Below are 26,193 nucleotides of genomic sequence, written 5' to 3' on the forward strand. Positions count from 1 at the left end.
GCGCTGCCGGCTTTTTGGGCGCAGCAACGAGCGCCATCATGGGCTTCTTCCTGATCGTGGTCCTGGCTCGCGTGCTGGGGGATGCCGGGTCGGGGGTTGTCCTGCAGGCCATGGCGGTCTTCACGATCGTGCTGAGTCTGGCCCGCGCGGGCATGGATTCTGTTGCCGTGTGGATCATGCCCCGCCTCAGCGCCTCCGATCCGTCGCGGATTCGTGGCAGCCTTGCCCTGATGTTTCTGGTCACCGCCGTGTCCGGCACCATTTTCGCGACCGCCACGATCGTCCTCGCCCCTGCGTTTGCCTTGTCGGGAGACCGCCACGCCACCGATGTCGCTCGGGCTGTCGCCGCGGCAGGTTGGTTCCTGCCCGCAGGAGCGTTGTTGCTTCTGGCCCTAGCCGCGACCAGGGGGCTGGGAGGCATCCTTCCCTACGTCAGCGTAGGAAACATCGCTTTGCCCACGGTGCGCCCCCTCACCGTCTGGCTCGTGGCGACCGCTGGCGGATCCCTGGTTGCGGTGACCGTGGCCTGGGCAGCGCCGGTGGTCATCGCGCTCGTCGCGGCTCTTGTCGTGCTGCGCGTTCAAGTGCGCCGTCACGAAAGCGTCCTGGACGTGCGCGGCGCGTGGCGCGTGGACCCGGTCCTCCGCACGAGCATCCTGACCTACGCACTGCCCCGGGCACTGTCCGCAGGACTTGAACAGTCGATCATCTGGCTGGGCATCATCATTGTCGGGTTCCTGGCCGGGTCGGCGTCCGCAGGCATCTACGGCGGTGCCAGCCGCTTCATCGCGGCGGGACTCATTGTCGACACGGCGCTTCGGATGGTGGTGTCGACAAGATTCAGCGCGCTATTGTTCGCCAAGAAGATCACCGAAGTCGAAGATCTGTATCGAACCGCCGCCATCTGGCTCGTGCTATTCAGCACGCCGGTCTACTTGGTCCTCGCCATGTTCGCACCGGTTGTGCTCCGTTGGCTGGGGCCGGGGTTCGAGGAGGGTTCCGGCGCGCTAGTCATCCTGAGCATCGGTGCCGTGTTGACGTTCACCGCGGGCAACATCCACTCGGTGCTTCTCATGAGCGGCCGCAGCGGCTGGGCGCTCTTCAACAAAGTGGTCGTCCTCGTCGTCAACGTCGTGGGCAACCTGATACTCGTGCCGCTCATCGGCATCAATGGCGCCGCGATCTCGTGGGCGCTGAGCATGTTGGCAGACGCTTTGCTGGCAGCCGTCGAGGTACGCCGCTTCCTCGGTATCCGGATCTGGGCGCCGACTATCGCCTATGCTCTCGTCGTTCCCATCGTCGCCTTCGGGACTCCCGCCGTGGCACTGCGCCTGACGCTGGGCGACACGATGCCAGCCCTGATACTCACCGTGGTGATCGGTGCCGTGTGCTTCACCGTCTGGTGCGCGCTTGATCGCAAGCGACTGCGCCTCGATGATCTGGCTCGATTGACCCGGCGCGCGTGACGTGATCGAAAGAATCACCCGCACGGGGCCCAACGATTGTGGGCATCGGGGTATCCTATCCAGCAAAAGTGACGAAGTATCAAGTCTTTGCACGCTGACCTCCGCACCTGTGAACCCGATACCGGAGATGACCTGTGAAGCAGTGACGTCACCCGATGACGGGCGCCGAACCTCGGCGCCACTAACAATACACATCGAAGGCGGGGGCCTGCGGGAATGATAAAGCAGCCGGATGAACGCACTGCGGCACGCACGCGACGGCGCTTCCTGAGCAAGCGGATGCTCGGATTCGCCGTAGTGGCCGCCGTTGCGCTCAGTGCGACCACCTATTTCGCCGCGCTCGCATCCCCTGAAAAAGACAGCGAAGGAGCCCAACCGCGAACATCGAGCAAATCCGTCGCGGCGGGCACTACGCGCGCACGAAGCGCGCCCGTGGTGCCGGCCGCCCCAGACTCGGGTCCCACCGTGCCCGAAGCCCCGGGTCAGAGCAACAAGCCCGACGTGCCCACCCCCCTCTCACCTGCACAGGCCAACGCCGCAGCCAAGAAGTTCCTCGACTCCTCGATTGCGGTAGATCCGGCCGCTCCCGACTCGAACGTGGGGCTGGGCGACGCGGCATCCGGAGCCATCCTCTTGGAGGTCGAGAACGACACGCAGGAACTGGAAGCCAACGGCTGGACGCGTCAGGGGGTGGCAACCATAGAAGCGCTGACAATTGTCAGCTCAGATTCATCGACCGACCCCGCAACGGTGGTTGCGCAGGCCTGCGTCGACTCCAGCAAAGTCATGACGCTGGACCACAGCGGCAAACGCGTCGGTGATTCCGGCAGCGTCATCCAGCGCGCCCTGAACATCTACACGCTGCAATACATCGCCGGCGCCTGGAAAGTCGTCGCCCGAACGTTCCCGGACAATCCAACCTGCTGAGTGAATGGCCCCGCAGCCCTAGAGGAGTATCCCGTGGCATCCAAACGGAACAGGTTTCGTCTTTCGCTCATAAGTCTGTGCGCGGCCCTGTCGGCCGTCGTGCTCTCTATCGGCGGCTTAGCACCAGCGGCTTCCGCCGCCGAGACGCCCATCCCCGCGCCGGACGGCATGTCTGCAGTCACCGCTGCAGCATCGTGCTGGGAAGTCAAACAGCAGAACCCCACCACGCCGAGCGGCAAGTACTGGCTCGTCACTCCGGAGCTCGGTGCCCCTGAACAGTTCTACTGCGACCAGACGACCGCGGGAGGCGGCTGGGTTCTAATCGGACGTGGTCGCGAAGACTGGTCCGATTCCACGGAGGGCCGCGGGACGCCTGCGGATGTTTCCGGCACAGTGAGCGGAACCGCTGCGTTCTCCCCCCGCCAGCTATCGACGAAGGTCATCACAGGCCTCGCGAATGGCCGGTCCATCAGCTCACTGGGCAAGAACATCATGCTGCGACGTGCGACGAACACGTCAGGAACGTCGTGGCAGGACTCGACCTTCAGCTTCTCATCGCCCCGCAACGAATGGGCGTGGGCCTTCAACAACGAGCAGCGCGTGGCCTCCTGGACCATCGGATCCATCAGCGGCACCGGTGGACACACCAGCTCGTTCGGCTCCGGAACCGGCCTCAACCGGATCGAAACCTTTGCGGACGCCTCTCATGGAAACTGGTTGAACGGTTTCGGCTTCGGCTCATCAACAGGTGGTTCGACGGCTTCATCCAGTTACCTGTGGGCACCCAGCTCAACCGCGGGATATGCGCGGCCCTTCACCCAGGTGTTCCTTCGCCCCCAGTTCCGAAGTTCCGACATCTTCGCCGCCATCTCTGATTCGGGCACACCGAAACGGGAGATCGCCCCCGTTGCCGAGAGCTTCGCCCTTCCGACCGTCTGGGGCGTCGCCGGCCTCGGCGCCGGCCCCTCCACGAAAGAGGGAAGCAACGAGGTCTCGGCATTCGCCGAGGGCAATGGCCTGGTCTACGTCGGCGGAAACTTCACCAGAGTGCAGCGTACCTCCAGCGGGACCGGTCAAGTCGCCCAGGCCTACCTGGCTGCCTTCAATGCTCAAACCGGAGAGTGGGTCTCCACCTTCCGGCCCACGTTCGACAACCAGGTGAAGTCACTCGCGGTGCTCCCCGACGGAAGAGTCGCCGCCGGGGGCTATTTCGCCACAGTCAACGGCAGATCCTCCCCGGGTTTCGTCGTGCTCAATCCCGCTACAGGTGCCACCGACACGAGCTTCACGACGGGCGTTGTCAACACCCTGTCCGGCGGCGTCCCCGCGGTCCGGAGTCTGGACGTCCAAGGCAGCTGGCTCTACCTCGGCGGCGAGTTCACGCACCTGGCGAGCGGGTCCACGCAGCTGTACGCCAGGTCGGCAGGTCGGGTGTCCGTGTCGACCGGAGCCCCCGCCAGCTGGAATCCAGAGTTCAACGGAACCGTCGTGTCGCTGGACGCATCCAGCCGGGGCGACCGGGTTTACTACGCCGGATACTTCACCTCTTCTCGCGGGACCAGCGCCGCCAAGGGAGCCGCGATCACCACAGACACCGCATCGGTGGTTCCGTGGACGATCAACTTCGCAAACGCCACGGCCAACTACCAACAGGCTGTCAAGGAGGTGGGCAACCGGGTGTGGATCGGCGGAGCCCAGCACATGCTCTTCAGCTACGATCGCGCGAACATGGCCGAACTGAGCACCAACATCACCAAGTCCGGCGGCGACTTCCAGGCGATCTCCTCCGACGGCACCACCGTGTACGGAGGATGCCACTGCTTCCACACGGTCTACGTGGGTGCGCGGACCTGGTCGAACGTCGGGACGGCGTGGACGCAGGCTGCGAAGATCAACTCGCTGGGCGGGTGGGACAGCACCACCGGCGCATACACGGCCCAATTCAGCCCCACTCTGAGCCAGCGGAACGGCGCCGGCGCCTGGGCGCTGTTCAACGACTCGACCGGTGTCACCTGGGCCGGCGGCGACTTCACCGCTTCCGTCAGGTCGGGTTGGGTCAGGCAGTGGGCCGGAGGGTTCGTGCGCTTCGCCCGCAACGACACCACGGCGCCCACGGCGCCGTTCTCGCTCACCGCATCCGCGGGGAGCACCGGGGTGACCCTGAACTGGGCCGGTTCTTCGGACAACCGGGGGAGTGTCACCTACGAGGTCCTGCGGAACGACCGCGTCGTCGCGGCCACAATGAACCGATCGGTGACCCTGCCGTCCGCCCTGTCCACCACGAAGTATTTCGTGCGCGCTACGGACTTGAGTGGCAACCGGTCCGCGAGCACTGCCGCCGTGACCGCCGGGTCAGGGACCGCAGAGCCCCCACCGCCCGCCGTAGGCAGCACGCTGGTCGCAACCGCATCGACGTGGTCGTATCACTTCAACGCCACAGCACCGCCCAGCACCTGGAACACGACCGGGTTCGACTCGTCGGGCTGGTCGACCGGGGCAGCACCGCTGGGCTGGGGACAGTCCCAGCTGGGAACGACGCTGACCGCGGCCGACCCAAAGCCACTCACGTCCTACCACCGCAAGTCGTTCACGATCGCCGACGTCTCGACGCTGGGGTCGGTTGCCCTGACCACGCGCGCCGATGACGGCATCATCGTCTACGTCAACGGCGTTGAGGTGCTGCGCAGGAACCTCGACCCCGGACCGGTGACAGCTGGGACGTACGCCAACACCGCCGTATCTGCTTCGGCAGCAGTCACCAACCCCGTCACCGTCACCGTTCCCGGTTCATCCTTCGTATCCGGAATGAACGTCATCGCCGCCGAAGTCCACTCCAATTACCGTGCGACATCAAGCCACAGCTTCGAATTGTCAGCAGTGACTCAATGAACAAGCCGGGCTATACAGGTGGAATGAAAGCAACAGTTACAGCGCAGGAGCGCGACGCAGGCTGGTCTCGGCCCGGCCGCAACCGACTACGCCGTTATCACGAAGCATTCACCGGCCTGGACCGCGCCCAGAAACCCGGGAACGGTGTGCCTGCATACACTCGCTGGGTGAATCGGCGCCTCGGGCGCTACGCGGCAGCAACAGCCTATGCGTATCACTGGACGCCGAACGCCGTCACAGCGCTCAGCGCCACCTTCTCCCTCGCGGCGATCATGCTCCTGATGCTGGTTGACCCCCAGCCGTGGCTGGGCGTTGCCGTTGCGGCCCTGCTCGCAACCGGGTACCTCCTTGATTCCGCGGATGGCCAAGTGGCCCGCCTGCAGCGAGCGGGCAGTCCGGCCGGAGAGTGGCTGGACCACGTGGTGGACGCCCTGCGAACCCCCGCAATCCACCTGGCGGTGCTGGTCGGGTTGTGGAATCAGGACCAGCCATCCTGGGTGCTCGCGGTAGCACTGGGCTATTGCCTTGTCAGCGTGGTTGAGTTCATGAGCCAGATCCTTGCCGAGCAACTGGTCAAGCAGCACCCTGTGCCCACGCCCACGGCGGGAACGGCCCGGTCGTTCCTCCTGCTGCCCACCGATACTGGAACCTTTTGCTGGACCTTCCTCGGGTGGGGCTTCCCTCCTCTGTTCATCATCGTTTACACCGCAATGTTCGCCACAAACCTGGTGCACACCTTGATTTCGATGCGGCGCAAGTACGTGAAGCTGAGGCAGCTGGGACAAGCCCCCCGCACCGCCGGCAACAATTCGTCCCGAACTCCCTGACGCTCGAGCATCCGGCGCTGAGCAGACCCCCTGGGGGGCTTATCAAGGTTCGACAACCGGGCTAGCCTGCGCGTATTGCTGATTCTTGCTCATGTTGTGCGTCTCGCAACCGGGTGCTGTCGGCGTCCGAATTTGTCCCTGTCACCCGAATTGCAGGAGATCACCCGGTGAATTCGCCACAATCGCCGCGCCGCGGCTTGCCCACGCATTCCAGCCCACGCGTTGACCCATCGAACGGGCAGCGTTCCTCCTCCCGGCTGGTCGGCGCTCGCCGCTCGATGGCCCGACGGCTGGGCATTCTCGCCGCAGCAGGGCTGGTTGCGGCTTCGCTTCTGACGCCGGTGAGCGCCGGCGCTGCGGTGGCCTCCCCCGACGGGCTCTCGCAGGCCACAGCGGCTGCGTCGTGCTGGGAGATCAAGCAATTGACGCCGGCAGCCCCCAGCGGCGTGTACTGGCTGAACACCCCCAAGCTGGGATCAGCCGCGCAGTTCCACTGCGACCAGGACACCGATGGTGGCGGTTGGGTGCTGGTCGGCCGGGGCAGGGATGGTTGGTCCGAGGCCAATGAGGGACAGGGAACGACGGCTGAGGTTCGCGGCTCGGTGACCGGCCAGGCGGCGTTCGCACCCCGGCAGCTCTCGACCGGAGTGATCGGAGCGCTCCTCAATGGACAGCCGGTGAAATCGCTGCCAGACGGCATTCGACTGCGTCGCGCCGCCAACCTCGACGGCACGGCGTGGCAGGAAAGCAGATTCACGTTCTCCTCACCGCGCGATGAGTGGTCGTGGATGTTCAACAATGAGCAACGGGTTGCCGTCTGGCGGATCGGCTCCTCCTCGGGCTCCGGCGGGCAGACCAGCGCCTTCGGCGCGGGGAACCAGCTGGACCGCATCGAAACGGTGACCGGAGCCAATCAGGGGTGGAAGGCCGGGTTCGGGTATGGGACCGGCGCGCGCGGGTCGGCCGATCCGGCCAGTTACATGTGGGCGCCCAGCAGCACCGCGGGGAACCCTCGGCCCTTTACGCAGGTCTACCTTCGCCCGCAGATGATGAGTTCCACGATCTACAGCGCCATTCCCGACACCGGGACGGCCAAGTCCGAAAAGCCGGGCTCCGCTGAGAGCTTCGCTTTGCCGACGGGGTGGGGAGTCAGCGGACTCGGCGCAGGACCCAACACGGTGGAGGGCAGCGTCGAGGTGTCGGCGTTCGCTGAAGGGAACGGGGTCGTCTATGTCGGCGGCAACTTCCTTACTGTGCAGAAGACGGCCGCGGGCGGCAGCCAGGTCGCACAGTCCTACCTGGCGGCTTTCGACGTGCGGACCGGAGAATTCATTACGTCGTTCCGACCGACCTTCGACAAGCAAATCAAGGCGCTGGCAGTGCTTCCCGACGGTCGGGTCGCGGCCGGTGGTTTCTTCACTCAGGTCAACGGAGCGCCCCGGGCCGGGTTGGTCGTCCTCAACCCCACGACCGGCGCCACTGACACGACCTTTACGACGACGATCACCAACAGCCTGAGCGGAGGGGTGCCGATCGTCCGCGCCCTGGACGTGCAGGACTCGTGGCTCTACGTCGGCGGCACGTTCACCCACATGACCGGCGGGTCTGTCACGAGTCCGGTCTACGTTCGAGCTGGAGGCCGCGTTTCGGTCACGAATGGTACTCCCGACCGCACCTGGAATCCTGAATTTAACGGCTCGGTGATCGCACTGGATGCATCGCCGAAAAAAGACCGAGTCTATTTCGCGGGCTACTTCACTGCTTCGAAGACGACGCCAGCCGACAAGGGAGCGGCGCTGAGCGCAGTCGACACGTCAGTCATCCCCTGGACGATCGACCACTCCAGCACCGCCAACTACCAGCAGGCGGTCAAGGAAGTCGGCGAGAAAGTGTGGATCGGCGGATCCGAGCACAATCTGTACAGCTACGACCGGGCGGGAATGACCGAAACAAGCACCAACATCGGCAAGTCGGGCGGTGACTTCCAGGCGATCTCCAGTGACGGGACGACGGTTTACGCCGGCTGCCACTGCTTCTACACGAACTATTCCGGTGCCCGGCGGTGGCCATCGATCGGCACGGACTGGACCCAGGCCACGAAGATCAGCAGCGCTGGAGCATGGGACAATGCCACCGGCAAGCCCGCGACGCAGTTCAGCCCGATCGTCAGCCAGCGCGCCGGCGCCGGCGCCTGGGCGCTGTTCAACGATTCGACCGGTGTCACCTGGTTCGGTGGTGACTATTCCGCATCGGTCAGGTCAACCTTGGCCAAGCAGTGGTCGGGCGGTTTTGTGCGCTTCGCTCACAACGACACGCAGGCTCCGAGTACTCCCTCCGGTTTGTCGGTGACGCCCTCCAGCACGGGCGACGTGCTGAAATGGACTGGCTCCACGGATAACCGAGGTGCGGTGTCCTACCAGGTGCTGCGTCACGACCGAGTGGTCGCGACGACGGGAGCCGGCACGGTGACCTTGCCCGCAGCGGATGCGGGAACGAAGTACTTCGTGCGGGCAGCCGACGGCACCGGGAACTGGTCGGCCAGCACGCCTGCCGCCGTGGTCGCTGCCCCGGCCGAGCCGCAGCCGGAGCAGGTGACATTCGTCAACACCGGTGCGACCTGGGCCTACTCGTTCAGCCAAACGGCTCCTCCGGCCGGTTGGCAAGCGCCGGGGTACGACGCATCCACGTGGTCGACCGGTGCAGCACCGCTCGGTTGGGGCCATGCTCAATTGGGCACGACCCTTACTTCCCCCGAACCCAGGCCGCTCACGTCGTTTTACCGCAAATCCTTCAACGTTGCCGACGTGACGAAAGTGGCGATGATGACGCTGACCACGCGTGCTGACGACGGCATCGTCGTCTACGTCAACGGCGTGGAAGTGCTGCGTAGGAACATCAACGCCGGCGCGGTGACATCGACGACCTACGCCAATATGGCGGTATCTGCGACCAGCGCGGTCGCCAATCCGGTTACAGTCAGCGTTCCCGGGTCGGCTTTCACAACCGGAGCCAACGTCATCGCGGTGGAGGTGCACTCCAACTACCGGTCGACTCCCAGCCACAGCTTCGAATTGTCGGCAGTGAGTCAGTAAGTCAGTGTGCCCAACACAAAGTAGCCCAGATTCGCAGGGTGTTGGACCTCGTTCGTCGCGCCGGCCTCAGGCCGCGAAGCGGTCCGTCGCCTCGATGATCGCGTCCAGGTTGCCCGGCTCGTCGAAGGAGTGACCGGCATCCGGGATCAGCCTGAAATCGGCCTCTGGCCAGTTCTGGTGCAGCTCCCAGGCGGTGAACGCGGGGGTGCACATGTCATAGCGGCCCTGCACGATGACGCCGGGAATGTCTTTCAGCCGGTCCGCGTCGCGGATCAGCTGGTTCGGCTCGAACCAGCCCGAGTTGGTGAAGTAGTGGTTCTCGATCCGGGCGAAGGCCACCGCGAAGGCCGGCTCGGTGAAACGCGCGATCGTGTCGGGCTGCTGCAGCAGCGTGATGGTCGAGGACTCCCAGGTGGACCAGGCCACGCCGGCCCGCTCGCGCACGTACTGGTCGGGGTCGTGCAGCAGGCGCTTGTAGGCCTTGATCAGGTGGCCGCGCTCCTCCACCGGAACCGGGGCGATGAAGCTCTCCCAGAGGTCCGGGTAGATCGCCGACGCGCCGCCCTCGTAGAACCAGTCGAGTTCCATCGGGCGCAGCGTGAAAATGCCCCGCAACACGAGTTCGGTGACCCGGTCCGGGTGTGTCTCGGCGTATGCGAGGCTGAGGGTGCTGCCCCAGGACCCGCCGCAGACCAGCCAACGCTCGATCCCGAGGTGCTCGCGCAGTTTCTCGAGGTCGGACACGAGGTGCCAGGTGGTGTTGGTGGTGAGGTCGGCGTCCGCCGCGCTCGCGTGCGGCGTGCTCTGACCGCAGCCACGCTGGTCGAAAAGGATGATGCGGTACTTCTTCGGGTCGAAGACGCGGCGTTGCTTCGGGCTCGATCCGCCGCCCGGCCCCCCGTGCAGGTAGACGGCCGGCTTGCCGTCGGGGTTGCCGGATGCCTCCCAGTAGATGGTCTGCCCGTCACCGACCTCGAGGAGTCCGGTTTCGTAGGGTTCGATCTCGGGGTAGAAGGTGCGCATACCCCCGAGCCTATTCGAGCCGGTGGGCCAGAATGACGACCTGGATGCGGTCACGCAACTCAAGCTTGGCCAGGATGCGTCCGACGTGGCTCTTGACGGTGGACTCGGACAGGAAGAAACGTTCGGCGAGCTCCGGGTTCGACAGACCCTCCGCGACCGCGAGGAAGACCTCGTGCTCCCGCTCGGTGAGCAGGCCGAGTCGGCCGGCGTCGGCATCCGCTTCGGTACCGTCGGTCTCCCATTCTGCCCCCGGAAGCTTCGCTCCGAACAGGTCCAGCATGCGCCGGGTCACCCGCGCCGAAACGGAGGCGTCGCCCGAGGCCACGGCCCGGATGGCCGCGGTGAGTTCAGCGGGCTGGGCGTCTTTCAGCAGGAACCCGCGCGCGCCCGCGCGGAGGCCACCGAAGGCGTACTCGTCGAGGTCGAAAGTGGTGAGAATGATGATCCGGCTGTCGGGGCACGCGGCGGTGATCCGCCGTGTGGCCTCGATGCCGTCGATTCCGGGCATCCGCACATCCATCAGGATGACGTCGGGATGCAGGTCGGCGGCGAGTGCGATCGCCGCGGCGCCGTCGCCGGCCTCGGCCACCACGGTAAAATCGTCCTCGGCCTCGAGCACCATCCGGAAGCCCGTGCGCAGCAGCGCCTGGTCGTCGACGAGCAAAATCCGGATCGGCGTCATGCCCGTTCCCCCGTCTCGTCGATCGTCATCGTCGCGCGCACCTGCCAGCCGCCGCCGGGACGGCACCCGGCCACGAGGGTGCCGTCGTAGAGCGCGACGCGCTCACGCAGCCCGATGATGCCCCGCCCGGCAGCCGACGACGGCAATGTGGCCGACGCGTTCCGGCCGTCGTCGGCGATGACCACCTCGAGCCGCCCCGGCACCCGGGTCAATCGCACGGTCACCGCGGTCGGATGCGCCGAATACCGCAGCGCGTTGGTCAGCGATTCCTGCACGATCCGGTAGACCGTCAACTGCAGACCCTGGCTCCCGGGAATGCGCCCGGTGAGTTCCAGCCGGGCGGGCAGTCCGGCGGCGCGGAACGATTCGACCAGGTCGACGAGCTGGTCGGCGCCGGGTTGGGGCCGGAGGGGGACATCCGTCCCCTCGGGGTCGCCCTGCTCCTGAGGACCCTCACTCAGCACGCCGAGCAGCCGGCGCATCTCGGACATCGAGCCGCGGCCGGTCCGGGCCACCTCGCGCAGCGCAGCGCGCGAACGTTCCGGGTCTTTGACGAGCAGCGCGTCGGCGCCGTCGGCGAGCGCGACCATGACCGAGAGGCTGTGCGCGATGATGTCGTGCATTTCCCGGGCGATGCGCCCGCGTTCGGTGATGCGGGCGAGCTGGGCCTGCTGGTCGCGCTCTCGGGCCAGCTGTGCGGCCAGTTCGACCAGCGCGGCCACATAACGCTTGCGATCGCCGACCGTGACGCCGATCAGGGTGGCCGCGAGCATGAGGACCGCGGATTGGGAGGCGACCGCAAGCCAGGATGCGTAGCTGCTCGCGCCCAGAAAAGCACCCAGGGCGCCGATGCCGATCGCCACGGCGAGGCCGAACCAGGCGCTTCGCACGCCACGGTAGACCGCGGCGGTGTAGAGCGCGATCAGCACGGGCAGGGTGTCGCCCTGGCCGGGGAAAGCGACGACCAGTCCTGCGCAGGTCACCCCGAGCACGAGAAGCGGGGCATGCCGCCGGACCAGCAGTGCGGCCGTGATGACCATCACCACCGCGGCGGTGATGATGGCCTGCGGCGGCAGTCCGGGTCCGGCCTGCCGTGTCAGGTCGATCAGGAAGACGACGGCCATCGGCACGAAATAGGCGCTCGCGACCAGCGCATCGCTGAGCCACGGATGCCGCGCCCAGAACCGCCCGGCCACCCCCGGCGGTGTCGGCAGACGCAGTTCGCCCTCGGTCGGCACAAGCGGCCGACCGAGGGCGAGGAGTGATTCGGTCATTCAGAGGACTCTACGCGTCCCTCCGCTTCAACACCACAGCGGCACCGACCAAGCTGACCGCGAGCCAGCCGAGCACCACCAGCAGGTTGACCCACCATTCGATCGGCACCGGGCTGAACGACATCAACCCGAACATGTTGATGCCCGCGTTCGACACCAGATACGGCAGCACCGCGGCGGCCCACGGGGCAGCGATCACCTGGAACACCATCGGGAGCAACAGCACGATACCGAGCACGACCGCGATGCCGCCGGCCCCGCTGCGCACGATGGTGCCGATGCCGAGGGCGAAGACCGCGATCAGGGCCAGGTAGAGCGCACCGCCGAGCACCGGCAGGAACACGGCTGGATCCGCGATGCTGACGCCCAAGCCCTGCCGGGAAAGCACCAGCGACGCCACCAGATAGGAACCGAGGTTGGCGGCCAGACCAATCACGAAGGTCGTGACGAACAGCACGGCGGCCTTCGCCGCGAGGGCGGGCAGCCGGCGCGGCACCGCTGTCAACGTGGACCGAATCATGCCGGTGGAGTATTCGCCGCTGATGGTCAGCGCGCCGAGGACGGCCACGATGAGTTGGCCGAAGAACACCCCGAATGTCGCGGTCTGGGCGATAAAAGTCGCCTGGTCGGCCGCGGGGATCATCGAGGCGTCCGCACCCTGCAGGTCGAGCGTCGAGGACATGACCGCCGCGAGGGCGAGCGAGACCAATACGAGCAGGGCGTACGACCAGGCGGTCGAGCGCACGCTGCGCAGCTTGATCCACTCCGACCGCAGCAAGCCCGCCGCGCTCAGGCCGTGCACAGCGGATGCGGCGCCGGGCACGGTGCCGTCCGCGGCCGGGGAGGAGGAAGCAGCGGGCGCGGGCGTCTTGGTCGCGGTTGTCTCGGTCATCGTCCTGCCTCCTGCAGTTGCGCGGAGCCGCTGGCGCGGTACTCCACCTCGTCTTGGGTCAGGGCCAGGTAAGCCTCTTCGAGTGACGCGCTCACGCCGGTCAGCTCGTGCAGCACGATGCCCGCGGCGGCGGCCTGTTCGCCGATGTCACCGGCCGAAATACCGGTTACCTCGAGCAGGTCCGGCTCTCCGGTGGTGACGGTGACGTCGGGCTGGGCGAGCAGGGCCGCGAGCTGGGCGGACTGAGGGGTGCGCACGCGCACCCGGTGCGTGCCGGCCATGCCGATAATCTCGGAGACCGGGGCATTCACGATCACCTTTCCCCGGCCCAGCATGATCAGGTGGTCGGCCGTGAGAGCCATTTCGCTCATCATGTGCGAGGACAGCAGCACGGTGCGGCCCTCCGCGGCGAGGTGCCGCATCAGCTGGCGCACCCACTGCACACCCTCGGGGTCGAGCCCGTTGACGGGCTCGTCGAGAATCAGCACCGCAGGGTCGCCGAGCAGCGCCGCTGCGATGCCGAGGCGCTGGCCCATGCCGAGGGAGAAGCCGCCGACGCGCGTGCGGGCGACGGCTCCAATCCCGGTGAGCTCGATCACCTCGTCGACCCGGGCGGCCGGGATGTCGTGGGTGGCCGCCAGGGCCAGCAGGTGGTTGCGGGCCGAGCGGCCGGTGTGCACGGCCCTCGCGTCGAGCAGCACGCCCACCTCGCACAGCGGCGCCCGGTGCTCGCTGTAATGCTTGCCGTTGACCGTGACCGAGCCGGCGGTCGGCCGGTCCAGTCCGACGATCATGCGCATGATGGTGCTCTTGCCGGCGCCGTTCGGACCCAGCAGGCCGGTCACCTTGCCGGGCTGCACGGTGAAGTCGATCGCGTCGACCGCGGTCTTGCCGCCGTGCCGTTTGGTCAGGGACTGTGCCTGAATCATCCGTCTCCTCGTTGTACATCGGTGGGGCCGGTCTCACCGTGTGAAATCGGCCCGTCATCGACGCTACGGGGGACGGATGCTGCACGCATCGGCCCAGCGGACGCTTGTGCGCCCGCCGGCCTCGTACCTGGGTACGACACGAGGGTGCCCGTTCCGGTAGAGAGCGGCCGGCGGAACGGGCACTCTCCACCGGATCGGGGCTACCTCTTGGCGGGAGCCTTCTCGGCGCGGGGAGCGGTGCCGTTGGAACGCTGGGTTTGGTAGTAGTCCCTGGCCTCGTTCTGGCGCTCCTGCTCGGCACCGCTGGCGATTGCCGACCGGAGGTGGTCCTGGCTGTAACCGAAGGCGTCGACCAGGTCGACGGCGTGGGGGCGGAGCCGGGCGATGATGCGGTCGATGTAGGCCGTGACCGACTGTGCCCGCTTGGCCGACAGGCGCCCGTGGATCAGGTACCAGGCCAGGTGCTTCTCCACCAGCCCGAGGCCGAACAGGTCGCGCAGCCAGGTCAGGACCTGCTTCGTGCCGGCGTCTTCGGCGGTCTCGACCGCCCGGGTGAACGCCTCCCACTGCAGCAGCTCGCCGTGCGAACGGGCCGCCTCGATCAGCTGGTCCTGGTTGGCGTTGAAGAGGGCCGCGGCATCCTTCGGTGCCAGCTTGCCGGCCGAGCGGAGCTTGCCCGCGATCTCGGCGATCATGGTTTCGACCCGGTCGGTGAGCAGCTCCCGCTGCACCGCGGTGTCGCGGAGGTGGCCCACGGAGCGAGCGGTGGAGCCGAAGTCGGAGACCGCCTGGCCCAGGGTGCGGAGCCCGCTACCGTGGTAGGCGCGGCCGGCAGCTTGCTGCACGACGTAGCGGGCGAGCACGCCCGGGCCGGCTGAGGCGAACTTGCGGCTGTAGTCGGTGAGCAGACGCTTCGCGACGAGCTGCAGGAGCACGTTGTTGTCGCCCTCGAAGGTGGCGAAGACGTCCAGGTCGGCGCGCAGGCCGACCAGCCGGTTCTCGGCCAGGAATCCGGCGCCGCCGCAGGCTTCGCGGGCCTCCTGCAGGGTGTCGAGAGCGTGCCAGGTCGAGAGCGGCTTGAGGGCGGCGGCGAGGGTTTCGAGGTCTTGCCGGTCGGCATCCGTGTCGGCCTGGCCGCTGAAGACCTGATCGAACTTGACCAGGAACTCGTCGTGGGCGAACGTGTGCGCGTAGGTCGTGGCCAGGCGCGGCAGCAGACGGCGCTGGTGGCGCTGGTAGTCGAGGATGACCTCCTCGTCGGTGTCGCTACCGGCGTTGAACTGGCGGCGCTGGCTGCCGTAGGTGATGGCGATCGTGAGGGCCATCGCCGAAGCCTGGGTGGCGGCGCCGTCGAGCGAGACGCGGCCCTGCACGAGGGTGCCGAGCATGGTGAAAAAGCGGCGGCCGGGGCTGGAGATCGGGCTGGTGTAGGTCCCGTCCTCGGCGACGTCGCCATAGCGATTGAGCAGGTTTTCGCGGGGGATGCGCACCCCGTCGAAGTGGAGCCGCCCGTTGTCGATGCCGTTGAGGCCGCCCTTGAGGCCGTCGTCCTCGCCACCGATGCCGGGGAGGAAATCCCCGGACTCGTCGCGGATCGGCACCCAGAATGCGTGCACTCCATGGTTGACGCCCGCGGTGATCAGCTGGGCGAAGAGAACGGCGGCGATGCCGTCTTTCGCGGCGTTTCCGAGGTAGTCCTTCCACGCCGCGCGGAACGGGGTGTCGATAACGAATTCCTGCGTGGCAGGGTCGTAGGTCGAAGTCGTGCCGATGGCCGCGACATCCGAGCCGTGTCCGGTCTCGGTCATCGCGAAGACGCCCGGGACCTGCATGGTCATGATGCCCGGCAGGTAGGCGTCGTGGTGCTTCTTGGTGCCGAGGTGCAGCACGGCCGCGCCGAACAGACCCCACTGCACGCCCGCCTTGATCTGCAGGCTGGGGTCGGCGGTGACGAGTTCCTCGAACCCGGCGATGTTTCCGCCGTGGTCGTCGGCGCCGCCCAGGTGCGTCGGGAACGCGCGGTGCACGTGCCCGTTCTCGGCCAGGATCAGGAGCTGGCCCAGCACGCGTTCGCGGTGCTCGGCCATGGATTGACCCTCGATGCGCTGCAGTTCGGGCTTGGCCGTGAGCTCGCGCGCCCGCAGGCGCACGTCGGCCCAGGTGCCGAGCAGCTGCCGGTGCAGCGACTCGATGTTGACCGTGGGGGCACCGGCCTGGCCGGCGATCATGACGGGGCCGGTGTCGACGCCGGGCGCCACGGGGGGCGTGACGGCGACGGTCGTGGCCAGGGTCGCGTCCGTCTTCTTGTCCGTCTTGGCGCGGGTCTTCTCCGTCTTGGCGGGGGTAGTGCTGTTGGAGCGCTGAGCAGTGTCAACCATCATTGGTCCTTCGTCTTCGCGCGAACTCGAAATTTTCTTACACGCTAGGCGGCTCTCACGAAGCGGGGAAATAGTGCGTGACGGGCCTACAACGAAGGAGGCTCCGCCCGGCATTCGTCTTGTAGGTTTCCACAGCGGTAAAGGGTCTGACGGCACCGTTACCCACAAACGGGGCACCACCTCTGCCGGAGCGACGGCCCGGCCGCTCCTAACGAATTCGACGGAGATTTTGCCCTAGAAGCCCTAAAACAAGCCCCAAACGTGGCTTTAGCTCAAAATCTCCGTCGAATTCGTCGGGGCACAGGTCGTCGGGGTGCGGGCGGTGACGTGGAAGAGGTGCCAGTAGCGAGGGCCGAATGCGGACTGACCGGGGCGGTCGTCTTCGACGAGGCCGACGACGTGCAGACCGGCCAGGAGCGCCTCGACCTGGCCGCGATCATGGAAGTTCATGTCTGCGCGGCCGGCCCATTCATCGTGGGGGCCGAAGAATTCTCCGGCGAACCAGGCGCCGGGCTTCAGCGCCGCGCGGATGCCCGCCCACAGGTCGGGGAACACCGCGGGGTCGCAGAAGGGCAGGGAAAACCCCGCATAGACGAGGTCTGCGGCGGGCAACTCGGGGAGATCCTCGAAGCGGGACCGGTGAAAGACCAGGCGGGACTGCTCCGCGGCGCGAAGGCCCGTCCGGACCCTGGCCTCGGAGCCCGGGTCGGCGTCGAACGCGTGTACGGTCCAGCCGGCGGCGAGCAGGTGCCGGGTCTCGGTGCCCGCACCGCAGCCCAAGTCGATCGCAGTGCCGGGTGGGGCGGGTGGCGCGTCGGCGCGGAGGTCGAGGGCACGGAGGTCGAGGGCACGGAGCAGCACCGCACGCGGTGGGCGACCGGCCTGAGCGTTGAAGTACTCGGTCCAGTCCATGACTCAGTTCTACCCGGTCCTGCGGGATGCCGCGGGTTGGGTCCGGGACGGGACGGGAGGCGTCAGGTTCCGGCGGACACGACCTCGAGGAGGGCGGCGCCGTAGGCGTCGAGCTTCTTGGCACCGACGCCGGAGATGCCGTCGAGGTCGGCCAGGGTGGCCGGCTTCGTCGCGGCGATCGCCAGCAGGGTTGCGTCGCCGAAGATGATGTAGGCCGGCACGCCCTGCTCTTTGGACTGGGCGGAGCGCCAGACCCGCAGCGCCGCGAACAGGGTCTCCTGCTCGGGGCTGAGATCGGCCGCGGCCGCCTTCGCGGCGCTCTTGCGGGCCCCGGCCGCGGGGCGGGCGGCCCGTTCGGGCTCGGTGCGGAGCTCCACTGTCCGGCGGCCAGCGAGGACCTCCGCGGCGGCATCCGTCAGCACCAGGGTGCCGTATTCGCCGGAGGTGGCCAGGAAACCCTGGGCGAGGAGCTGCCGCACGACGCCGCGCCACTGCTGGTCGCTGAGGTCGGCACCGATGCCCCAGGTGGCCAGCTGGTCGTGGCTGTGCTGAGTGGTGCGCGGGGTCACCTTGCCGCGCAGAATGTCGATGAGCTGCCCGGCGCCGAAGCGCTGATTGCGCTCGCGCAGCAGGCGCACCACGGTGGAGAGCAGTTTCTGGGCGGGGACGGTGCCGTCCCAGCCGACGGGGGGTTCGAGGCAGGTGTCGCAGTTGCCGCACGGCTCGCTGGACTGGCCGAAGTAGCGCAGCAGGTTGACCCGGCGGCAGCTGACGGTCTCGCAGAGCGCGAGCATGGCGTCGAGGTGGGCGGAGAGCTTGCGCCGGTGGCCGAGGTCGCCGGGCGACTCGTCGATCATGCGGCGCTGCTGCACGACGTCTTGCAGGCCATAGGTGAGCCAGCCGGTGGAGGGCAGGCCGTCGCGGCCCGCGCGGCCAGTCTCCTGGTAGTAGCCCTCGACGGACTTGGGCAGGTCGATGTGGGCGACGAAACGCACATCCGGTTTGTCGATGCCCATGCCGAACGCGATCGTGGCGACGATGATGACGCCCTCCTCACGGAGGAACCGGGACTGGGTGCGGGCGCGCAACCCCTGGTCGAGGCCCGCGTGGTAGGGCAGCGCGTTGAGCCCGTTCTGGCGCAGAAATTCGGCGGTCGCCTCGACGGTCTTGCGACTGAGGGCATAGACGATGCCGGCATCCGTGGGGTGCTCGGCCTTGATGAAGGCCAGAAGCTGCTTGCGCGGCTCTGCCTTGCCGACGATGCGGTATTGGATGTTGGGCCGGTCGAAGCTGGCGACGAAGTGCCGGGCATCGCCCATCTGTAGCCGGGTGGTGATCTCTTTATGGGTGGCGTCGGTGGCCGTGGCGGTGAGAGCGATGCGGGGAACGTCGGGCCAGCGGTCGGCCAGGTCGGACAGGGCCAGGTAGTCGGGCCGGAAGTCGTGCCCCCACTGCGACACGCAGTGGGCCTCGTCGATGGCGAAGAGGGCGATGGTGCCGCGGTCGAGGAAACGCTTGGTGGCCTCGGAGGAGAGTCGCTCGGGGGCGACGTAGAGCAGGTCGAGGTTGCCGGCGAGGTAGTCGCGCTCGACCGTGCCCCGAGCGGCGGAGTCCTGGCTGGAGTTGAGGAACGCGGCGCGCACGCCCACGGCGGTGAGCGCGTCGACCTGGTCTTGCATGAGGGCGATCAGCGGCGAGATGACGATGCCGGTGCCCTCCCGCACGAGCGAGGGGATCTGATAGCACAGGCTCTTACCGCCACCGGTGGGCATCAGCACGACGGCGTCGTTGCCGTTGATGACCTGGTCGATGATGGCGGCCTGCTCGCCGCGGAAGGAGTCGTAGCCGAAGACCGTGCGCAGGGCCTCGCCGGCCGTCGCGAACTTCGCGGTGGCGCGGCGGGGCGGGGTTGCGGGTACGCGAAGGGCGGATGCGCCGGCACCAGCGCGGCCTGCCGGGCCCGCCAGGTCCGGGGCAGGTTCCCACTCCCTGGCTCCGCCGGCATAGCCGTCGGGCGGTGGCGGGGCGTCGAATTCGTCGGGTGGTTCGAACTCGTCAGGATTCCACGGTATTTCGGCGTTCCAACTCACCCGGCAACTCTACCTGCGCCCTCCGATGGTGCGGGTCGGCTACGCGGGCTGGTCGGGCTGCTCGGGCTGATTCGGTGGGCGCGGCGCGCGTCGGCGGATGGCGAGGAGGGATCCAGCCACGGCGAGGAGGACGGCACCGAGGGCGGCGGCGATCCAGACGGCGACGAGGGGGGCTTCGGCGAGGGCGACGGCGCTTGTGTCGGTGGAATCCGGGGAAGCCGCATCCGCGGCGGCGTCCGCGGTCTCGGCGCAGACCGGCTTGGCCGGGGATCCTTCAGCCAATGCCTGGTCGGCGGCCGGTTGCCAGGTGAAGGTGAAGTCGCCGGACACCGGATGCCCGTCGGTCGAGACCACCTGCCAGGTCACCGTGTACTCGCCCGGCTGGCCCAGCTGGGCCTTGGTCTCGACGGTCGGGCCGAGCAGGCTGATACAGCCGTCACCGTAGTAGAGAGGCGTGGCCGCACGCGCGGGCCCGCTGATGAGCATCCCGCTGCCCGCTCCCCCGCCGCCGAGGTCAAGCAGGGCGTCGTTCGTTGTCACGGTGAACAGCGAAGGCTGTTCAGTCACGACGGCCCCCGCGGCCGGGGAGGACCCGCCCACGGAGTTGTGGGCCGACGCCGGGGCGGCGGACCACCCCAGCACCGCGGCCACCACGGCGGCGCCCAGCGCGAGCGCTGCCCACTGCCGCGCCCTGTTCCCTCGTTTCACAGCGACCTGTCTCCCCGCCTCACACAGTTGTGGGTTTTAGGATACCGGCCACTCGCTAAGCTCGTTTTCTATGCTTACCGCGGTCCTCGGCCTCACCGGCGCACTCATCTTCGGGAGTGCCGACTTCCTTGGCGGGCTCGCCGCCAAGCGCATGAGTTCCCTGCTCGTGACGGCCGTCGCCGCGGCATCCGGGCTCGTGGCCCTGCTGCTCGCCCTACCGTTTGTGGTGGGGGTCTGGTCGCCGTCGGCCGTGCTGTGGGGCGGATTGTCCGGAGTCAGCGGCGCAATCGCGATCTCGCTGCTCTATGCCTGCCTCGCGATCGGGCCGATGAGCATCCTCTCTCCGCTCACGGCCGTGGTGTCGGCGGTCGTGCCGATGACGGTGGGGCTGGCCGGCAGCGACCGCCTCGCCCCGATCGGCTACTGGGCGCTCGGCCTGGCGCTCGTGGCGGTGGTGCTCGTGGGTTTCGTGCCCGAGCGCGGCGCCGTGCGGCCGAGCCTGCTCGGCGTGCTGATGGCCCTCGGCTCCGGCACGATGATCGGCGCCTTCATGGTGATGATCGACCTGACCCCGGCGGACAGCGGGCTCGTGCCGCTGGTGATGAACCGCGCGGTGAATGCGGCGATCATGTTCTCCGTGGTCGGGCTGCTCGCCCTGGTCGCGTTGCGGCGGCGACGTTCACTGGTGACGACCGCGCCGATGACGGGCTCGTTCAGACCGGTGACGGATGCCGCGCCGCAGCCCCGCTCGACGCTCACCATCGGGCTGCGGCTGGCCGTGGCCTGCGGCGTGATCGACGTCGTGGCCAATGTGTTGCTGCTGCTCGGCATGCGCGCCGGGGACCTCAGCGTGATGAGCGTACTCACGGCAATGTACCCGGCCGGCACGATCCTGCTCGCCGCCGTGGTGCTCCGGGAACGGATCGCGCCGGTGCAGTGGTTGGGCCTCGCGCTCGCCCTCGGCGCGGCCGGGATGCTCACGCTGGCCTGACGGACCGGGCGCCGACTGGCATCCTTTCACCGCCGACACCGTCACCCACTCGTTACGAACGACTGCCTCGGGACCCTTGCCGCGCGCGGCGATGCCACGGTACTGTCAGGCCCACACCTGAATTAGTGAACGACTGGTCGGTCACTAATTATCTGTTCCTCTGAAGGAGATTCCAATGAAGAAGTCTCGTCTGCGTTTCATCGCGCCGATTGCCGTTATCACAGCCCTTGCGCTGGCCGGATGCAGCACCTCGAACCTGGGGGGAACGGCCAAGGAAGACCCTGCAGCGGAGGCCGGCCCGATCAAGATCGGCGCGGTTCTCGACGTCACCGGCGTCGGCGCCAGCCTCGGCGTGCCGGAGCAGAACACGCTCACAATGCTGGCCAAGCAGCTCAACGACGACGGCGGCATCGACGGCCGCGACGTCGAGCTCACCATCATCGACAACCAGTCGACCGAGGACGGCGCGGCCAAGGCCACGAGCAAGCTGATCGAGAGCGACAAGGTCGACATCATCATCGGTGCCTCACGCACCGGGCCCAGCCTGGCCATGCGCCCCATCGCGGAAGCCGCGAAGATCCCGATGATCTCCGTCGCGGCCAACGTGGCCATCGTCGAGGGCTCGAAGTGGGTCTTCAAGACCGCACAGAACGACGTGGTCGTGCTCGAGCGCATCCTCGACGACGCCGAGGCGAAGGGATACACCAAGCTGGCCCTCGTGCGCGACGCAAGCGGTTTCGGCGAAGGGGTCGCGGAGTACATCACAGACCTCGGCGCCGAGCGCGGCATCACCCTGGTCATGACGGAGGCCTTCGAGCCGAGCGCGACCGACTTCACCCCGCAGATGACCAACGTGCGCGGCTCGGACTCCGACGCCGTCATCATCTGGGGCATCAACCCCTCGGCCGGCCTGGCCCAGAAGGCCTATGTGCAGCTCAGCGTGAACAAGCCGGTCTACCACTCGCACGGCATCTCGAACCAGGCATTCTTCGACGCCGCCGGTGACGCCGCCAACGGCGTCATCGCCCCGATGGGCCGCCTGCTCGTCGCCGACCAGCTGGCGGCCGACAACACCCAGCGCGAGGTCATCGAGCAGTTCCAGGCGGACTACAACGCGGCCTACGGCGAGCAGCCGTCCGGTTTCGCGGGCCACGCGTTCGATGCCTGGCACATCGCCGTCAACGCGATCGAGGCCGCCGGCACCGACGCGGATGCCCTGCGCGACGAACTCGAGAGCGCCCAGTGGACCGGGATCTCCGGAGTCTTCCAGATGACCGCGAAGAACCACTCCGGCCTCGACGCCACCGCCCTCATCCTGGCTGAGGCCGAGGATGGTCGCTGGAACCTCCTCAAGGACTAATCGTGCTCACTGATTTCCTGCAGTTGACGGTGGCAGGGCTTTCACAGGGCTCTGTGTACGCCCTGCTCGCCGTCGGCCTGATCGCCGTCTACACGGTTCGCCACGTCATCAACATCGCCCAGGGCGAGTTCGCGATGCTGGCCGGACTGGGGAGTGCCTGGCTCGCCGCGGCCGGGATGCCGCTCCTTCTCGCGATCCTGTTCGCCATCCTCTCGGTGACCCTGGTGGCCATTGCGATGGAACGACTGATCATCGCGCGGGTGAAGAAGCTGACCCCGCTCACGTCCATCATCCTGACCCTCGGCGTCTCGACTCTGCTGCAGGCGATCATGCTGCTGGCCTGGGGGCCCGAGGCCAAGGGGGTGCCCCTGTTCCCGGGGACCAACATTCTGATCGGCGGGGTGAGCATCCGTTCTCAGGAATTCTGGATGATCGGCGCCCTCGTCGTGGTCGGCGGCGGAATCGTGCTCTTCTACGAGAAGTCGCGCTGGGGCAAGGCCCTGCGGGCGTGTGCGGAGCAGCCCGTTGCGGCGCGCATCGTGGGGATCTCACCGGTCACCGCGTCAGTGCTGGCTTTCGCGATTGCGGGTTTCGTCGGGGGTGTCGCCGGCGTGGTGGCTTCCCCGATCTACCTCTCGCTCTGGTCGGGCGGCGTACTGCTCGGCCTCAAGGGCTTCGTCGCCGCCGTCCTCGGCGGCTTCGTCTCCTTTCGTGCCGCGATCGTCGGGGCTCTCCTGCTCGGCGTGATCGAGGCCTACGTGGCCGGGTACGTCTCGTCCGGCCTGAGGGACGGCGCCGCCTTCCTCATCCTCATCCTTGTGCTCGTCGTCCGTCCCCAGGGCCTCGTTCTCAAGCCCACAGCGGTCAGGGTGTAGCGAAATGACACATGCAACCACACCTAGCCTCGCCGGGACGCGCTCCCTCCGCACGCGTTTCTGGGCGAACAACAAGAGCACGCTGATCGGCTGCGGCGTGCTCGTCGCGCTGATGATCGTGGTCCCCTTCACGGCAAGTTCCTCGGTTATGAACATCGTCGTGTTCGCCATGATCTTCGCCCTGCCGGCCATCGGGCTCAACCTGCTGATGGGTCTGGCCGGGCAGGTCAGCCTCGGGCAGGCCGCGTTCTTCGCGATCGGCGCGTACACCCACGCGATCCTGCTGACGAAGCTCGATCTGCCCGGCCCGGTGGCGGCCACCGTCGGTGTTCTCGCCGCGATGCTGGTCGCCCTGCTCGTGGGCCTTCCGCTGATGCGCCTGCGCGGCCACTACCTCGCGCTGGCGACGCTGGGGCTCGGCTTCATCGTGATGATCGGCGTGCGCGAATGGGATGTCACCGGACGAACCACGGGCATCTACGGCATCTCGCGACCCACGGTGCTCGGGATCCCGATCGACAACAGCGGCTTCTTCCTCTGGTTCGTGACGCCGTTCGTGGTGATCGGGCTCATCCTGGCCCTCAACCTCACCCACAGCCGCGCCGGTCGCGCCCTCTCGGCCGTCAACGACTCCGAACTCGCCGCCGAGAGCCTCGGCGTCAACACCTATGCGCTGCGGCTGGAAGTCTTCGTGCTCTCCGCCGGCTTCGCGGGCCTCGGCGGAGTGTTCTACGCCTACCAGGTCGCGATCGTGAGCCCCGCCACCGCCGAATTCCACCTGTCGGTCTCGATCCTGCTGATGGTCGTCATCGGGGGCCTGGGATCGGTCTGGGGCGCCGTCGCGGGTGCCTTCCTTGTGCAATTCCTCGGCGAGGGCATGCGCGACGTCATCCCGGCCGTCTTCCCCGGCGCCACCGGAGAGGTGCAGTTGCTCGGTTACGGTATCGTCCTGATCCTGGTGATCCTGCTCCTGCCCGGCGGCCTCCACCAGGCGGCGACCACGCTGTGGCAGAAGTTGCCGTTCACCGGGAAGCGCCCACCCGGCGACGCGCATGCGCACGTCCCGGAGGATGACACGACGATTCCGCAGCTCCCGGCGGTCAGCACCCCGGTCGCGGCCGGTGAGCCGATCCTCGTCCTCGAGGGACTGAGCAAACGATATGGCGGCGTCGTCGCCGTCAACGATGTGAACCTCACCGTGCCGGCCGGCAGCATCCTGGGTCTGATCGGCCCCAACGGTGCCGGCAAGACGACCTGCTTCAACATGATCTCCGGAGCACTGACCCCAAGCGAGGGCACCGTCACGTTCCTCGGCCAGGTAATCTCCGGCCGCAAACCGCACGTCGCCGCCGCGCACGGGCTGACCCGCACGTTCCAGAACCTGCAGGTCTTCACCTCGACGGATGTCGTCGGCAACGTGTACATGGGCAGGTACCGCAAGGGAAGCGCGGGCGTCCTCCGCGGAATGCTGGGGCTGCAGTCGGGTGAGCAGAGCGCCCACCGCGCCGCGTCCTACGAGATCCTGCAGTCGATGAAACTCTCGGATGCCGCGGACGACTCGGCCTCGGATCTGTCGTTCGGCAAGCAGCGAATCATGGAGGTCTGCCGGGCTCTGGCCGCCGAGCCGGCCCTGCTCCTCCTCGACGAGCCGATGGCCGGCCTATCCGGCGCTGAGCGCGAGGTGATGGCCGAGCTGCTGCGGCGGCTGCGGACCGCCGGGCTCACGATCGTGCTCGTCGAGCACGATGTGGCGCAGGTCATGTCCCTCGCCGACCATGTCGCGGTGCTCGACGACGGTGTGCTCATCGCCTACGGCGACCCGGTTTCCGTGCGCAATGACCCCGCCGTGGTCGTTGCCTACCTGGGCACGGACCTCGACGAGGCCGAAGCGGAACTGAACGAATTGGAGGAGCACGCATGACGCTGATCGTTTCCGGACTGGACGCCGGCTATGGCAAGCTCGCGGTGCTGCACGAGGTCAGCTTCGAGGTGGCGCGTGGGGAGATCGTGGCTGTGGTGGGCTCGAACGGGGCCGGAAAGACGACCCTGCTGCGAGCCGTCAGCGGCCTCATCCGGCCCACCGGGGGCAGCGTGAGCCTCGAGGGTCGCACGATCACCGGGAAGCCCACGGAGAAGATGGCCGGATTCGGCCTGACCCATGTGCCCGAGAACCGGCTGTGCTTCCCGACCCTCTCGGTGCGTGACAACCTCATGCTGGGTGCCTGGACGAAGAAGGGCCACGGCGACGTCGACTCGATCCTCAAGCTGTTCCCCCGGCTGCGCACCCGGATGGGTCAGGCCGCCGGAACCCTCTCGGGTGGCGAGCAGCAGATGGTGGCGATCGGGCGCGGCCTGATGGCGAACCCGACGGCGATCATGCTGGACGAGCCGTCCATCGGCCTCGCGCCGAAGGTGGTCGCGGAGATCATGGACGTGCTCTCCCGGCTCTGCGTCGAGAAGCAGCTCGCGGTTCTCCTCGTGGAACAGAATGTGCGCGCCTCGTTCAAGATCGCGCACCGGGCAGTGGTCATGCACCGCGGACGGGTGGCCCTCACGGGAACCCCGGCCGAGCTCGTGGAACTCCCCGAGGTGCACAACGCCTACCTGGGTGGCGCAGCCGCGTAGCGGCATCCGTCGCACGCTCCAGGAGCGGTACGCGGGTGCTGCGCCGCAAAGCGCGTGGCGTGCCAGCCGCGCAGCGGCGTAGAACCCGCGCCGCGGACCTGGTCGGCAGATGCTGCGGATGTGGTCGCTGCGGGCGACCGCGGCGACCGGCCCTAACGAATTCGACGGAGATTTTGGCTCTCCTGCTTCATCCGTGGGTGTTGCGGAGCGCCTTAACGGCCGCACGCCGCTTCCTGTCTAGGTTTCTGACTGT

19 protein-coding genes and 1 pseudogene are annotated in these 26,193 nt (G+C 67.5%); 11 read left to right on the top strand and 9 right to left on the bottom strand.

What is annotated here, in order from left to right:
- The first annotated feature begins 14 nt into the window (after window positions 1–14).
- From E3T40_RS05800 to E3T40_RS05820, 6 genes and pseudogenes are all read left to right on the top strand, one after another.
- Entirely contained in the window at window positions 15–1,466 is a 1,452-nt protein-coding gene (locus E3T40_RS05800; protein WP_166786591.1) for a polysaccharide biosynthesis C-terminal domain-containing protein, read from the top strand.
- Window positions 1,467–1,763: 297 nt separating this feature from the next.
- Window positions 1,764–2,393: a hypothetical protein gene (locus E3T40_RS05805; RefSeq protein WP_146069079.1), complete on the top strand. Its 630-nt coding sequence runs from the start codon at window positions 1,764–1,766 to the stop codon at window positions 2,391–2,393.
- Between the two features lie 168 nt (window positions 2,394–2,561).
- The gene (locus E3T40_RS05810) at window positions 2,562–5,282 is read left to right on the top strand and encodes a fibrinogen-like YCDxxxxGGGW domain-containing protein (RefSeq protein ID WP_134542881.1); all 2,721 of its coding nucleotides are present in this window, start codon (window positions 2,562–2,564) and stop codon (window positions 5,280–5,282) included.
- 167 nt (window positions 5,283–5,449) lie between these two features.
- Window positions 5,450–6,109 carry a CDP-alcohol phosphatidyltransferase family protein gene (locus E3T40_RS05815; RefSeq protein ID WP_233199266.1) on the top strand — a complete coding sequence of 220 codons (660 nt, stop codon included), beginning with the start codon at window positions 5,450–5,452 and terminating at the stop codon, window positions 6,107–6,109.
- A gap of 278 nt (window positions 6,110–6,387) precedes the next feature.
- A pseudogene (locus E3T40_RS17535) lies at window positions 6,388–6,630 on the top strand (fibrinogen-like YCDxxxxGGGW domain-containing protein); the annotation flags it as partial.
- Between the two features lie 126 nt (window positions 6,631–6,756).
- Window positions 6,757–9,201, top strand: coding sequence for a hypothetical protein (locus E3T40_RS05820; RefSeq protein ID WP_166786592.1), 2,445 nt, complete (start codon window positions 6,757–6,759; stop codon window positions 9,199–9,201).
- Between the two features lie 66 nt (window positions 9,202–9,267).
- On the opposite strand, the gene pip is transcribed toward E3T40_RS05820, so the two are convergent.
- From pip to E3T40_RS05865, 9 genes are all read right to left on the bottom strand, one after another.
- Window positions 9,268–10,224, bottom strand: coding sequence for a prolyl aminopeptidase (gene pip / locus E3T40_RS05825; protein WP_104102525.1), 957 nt, complete (start codon window positions 10,222–10,224; stop codon window positions 9,268–9,270).
- A 10-nt stretch (window positions 10,225–10,234) separates the two neighbouring features.
- Complete coding sequence (locus tag E3T40_RS05830; RefSeq protein WP_134542883.1) at window positions 10,235–10,906, bottom strand: response regulator transcription factor; 672 nt, start codon at window positions 10,904–10,906, stop codon at window positions 10,235–10,237.
- Window positions 10,903–12,180 (bottom strand): sensor histidine kinase, encoded by a 1,278-nt coding sequence (locus E3T40_RS05835; protein ID WP_233193987.1) that lies wholly within the window; start codon window positions 12,178–12,180, stop codon window positions 10,903–10,905. The genes E3T40_RS05830 and E3T40_RS05835 overlap by 4 nt, the downstream gene beginning before the upstream one ends.
- A 10-nt stretch (window positions 12,181–12,190) precedes the next feature.
- Window positions 12,191–13,072, bottom strand: coding sequence for an ABC transporter permease (locus E3T40_RS05840; protein ID WP_134542884.1), 882 nt, complete (start codon window positions 13,070–13,072; stop codon window positions 12,191–12,193).
- The gene (locus E3T40_RS05845; RefSeq protein ID WP_134542885.1) at window positions 13,069–14,001 is read right to left on the bottom strand and encodes an ABC transporter ATP-binding protein; all 933 of its coding nucleotides are present in this window, start codon (window positions 13,999–14,001) and stop codon (window positions 13,069–13,071) included. The genes E3T40_RS05840 and E3T40_RS05845 overlap by 4 nt, the downstream gene beginning before the upstream one ends.
- Before the next feature lie 200 nt (window positions 14,002–14,201).
- Window positions 14,202–16,379, bottom strand: a complete 2,178-nt coding sequence (locus E3T40_RS05850) for an acyl-CoA dehydrogenase (protein ID WP_134542886.1) — start codon at window positions 16,377–16,379, stop codon at window positions 14,202–14,204.
- A 267-nt stretch (window positions 16,380–16,646) separates the two neighbouring features.
- Window positions 16,647–17,291, bottom strand: coding sequence for a trans-aconitate 2-methyltransferase (locus E3T40_RS05855; protein WP_104194133.1), 645 nt, complete (start codon window positions 17,289–17,291; stop codon window positions 16,647–16,649).
- Between the two features lie 62 nt (window positions 17,292–17,353).
- Window positions 17,354–19,381 (bottom strand): DNA helicase RecQ, encoded by a 2,028-nt coding sequence (recQ, locus tag E3T40_RS05860; protein ID WP_233193988.1) that lies wholly within the window; start codon window positions 19,379–19,381, stop codon window positions 17,354–17,356.
- Between the two features lie 39 nt (window positions 19,382–19,420).
- The gene (locus tag E3T40_RS05865) at window positions 19,421–20,089 is read right to left on the bottom strand and encodes a copper resistance CopC family protein (RefSeq protein ID WP_104194134.1); all 669 of its coding nucleotides are present in this window, start codon (window positions 20,087–20,089) and stop codon (window positions 19,421–19,423) included.
- 70 nt (window positions 20,090–20,159) lie between these two features.
- Between E3T40_RS05865 and E3T40_RS05870 the strand changes: the two genes are divergently transcribed.
- The 5 genes from E3T40_RS05870 to E3T40_RS05890 all read left to right on the top strand — a co-directional run bounded on the left by E3T40_RS05870 (window position 20,160) and on the right by E3T40_RS05890 (window position 25,940).
- On the top strand, window positions 20,160–21,080 hold the full coding sequence (locus tag E3T40_RS05870; protein WP_104170544.1) for an EamA family transporter: 921 nt from the start codon (window positions 20,160–20,162) through the stop codon (window positions 21,078–21,080).
- A gap of 175 nt (window positions 21,081–21,255) precedes the next feature.
- Window positions 21,256–22,440, top strand: coding sequence for an ABC transporter substrate-binding protein (locus E3T40_RS05875; RefSeq protein ID WP_104194135.1), 1,185 nt, complete (start codon window positions 21,256–21,258; stop codon window positions 22,438–22,440).
- 2 nt (window positions 22,441–22,442) lie between these two features.
- On the top strand, window positions 22,443–23,315 hold the full coding sequence (locus E3T40_RS05880; protein ID WP_158252000.1) for a branched-chain amino acid ABC transporter permease: 873 nt from the start codon (window positions 22,443–22,445) through the stop codon (window positions 23,313–23,315).
- 4 nt (window positions 23,316–23,319) lie between these two features.
- Window positions 23,320–25,236 carry an ATP-binding cassette domain-containing protein gene (locus E3T40_RS05885; RefSeq protein ID WP_104194137.1) on the top strand — a complete coding sequence of 639 codons (1,917 nt, stop codon included), beginning with the start codon at window positions 23,320–23,322 and terminating at the stop codon, window positions 25,234–25,236.
- Window positions 25,233–25,940 carry an ABC transporter ATP-binding protein gene (locus tag E3T40_RS05890; protein ID WP_104170547.1) on the top strand — a complete coding sequence of 236 codons (708 nt, stop codon included), beginning with the start codon at window positions 25,233–25,235 and terminating at the stop codon, window positions 25,938–25,940. Before E3T40_RS05885 ends, E3T40_RS05890 begins: the two co-directional genes overlap by 4 nt.
- The last annotated feature ends 253 nt before the right edge of the window (window positions 25,941–26,193 follow it).

This window comes from Cryobacterium sp. TMT1-19 (genome assembly GCF_004403055.1).
GTDB lineage: Bacteria > Actinomycetota > Actinomycetes > Actinomycetales > Microbacteriaceae > Cryobacterium > Cryobacterium sandaracinum.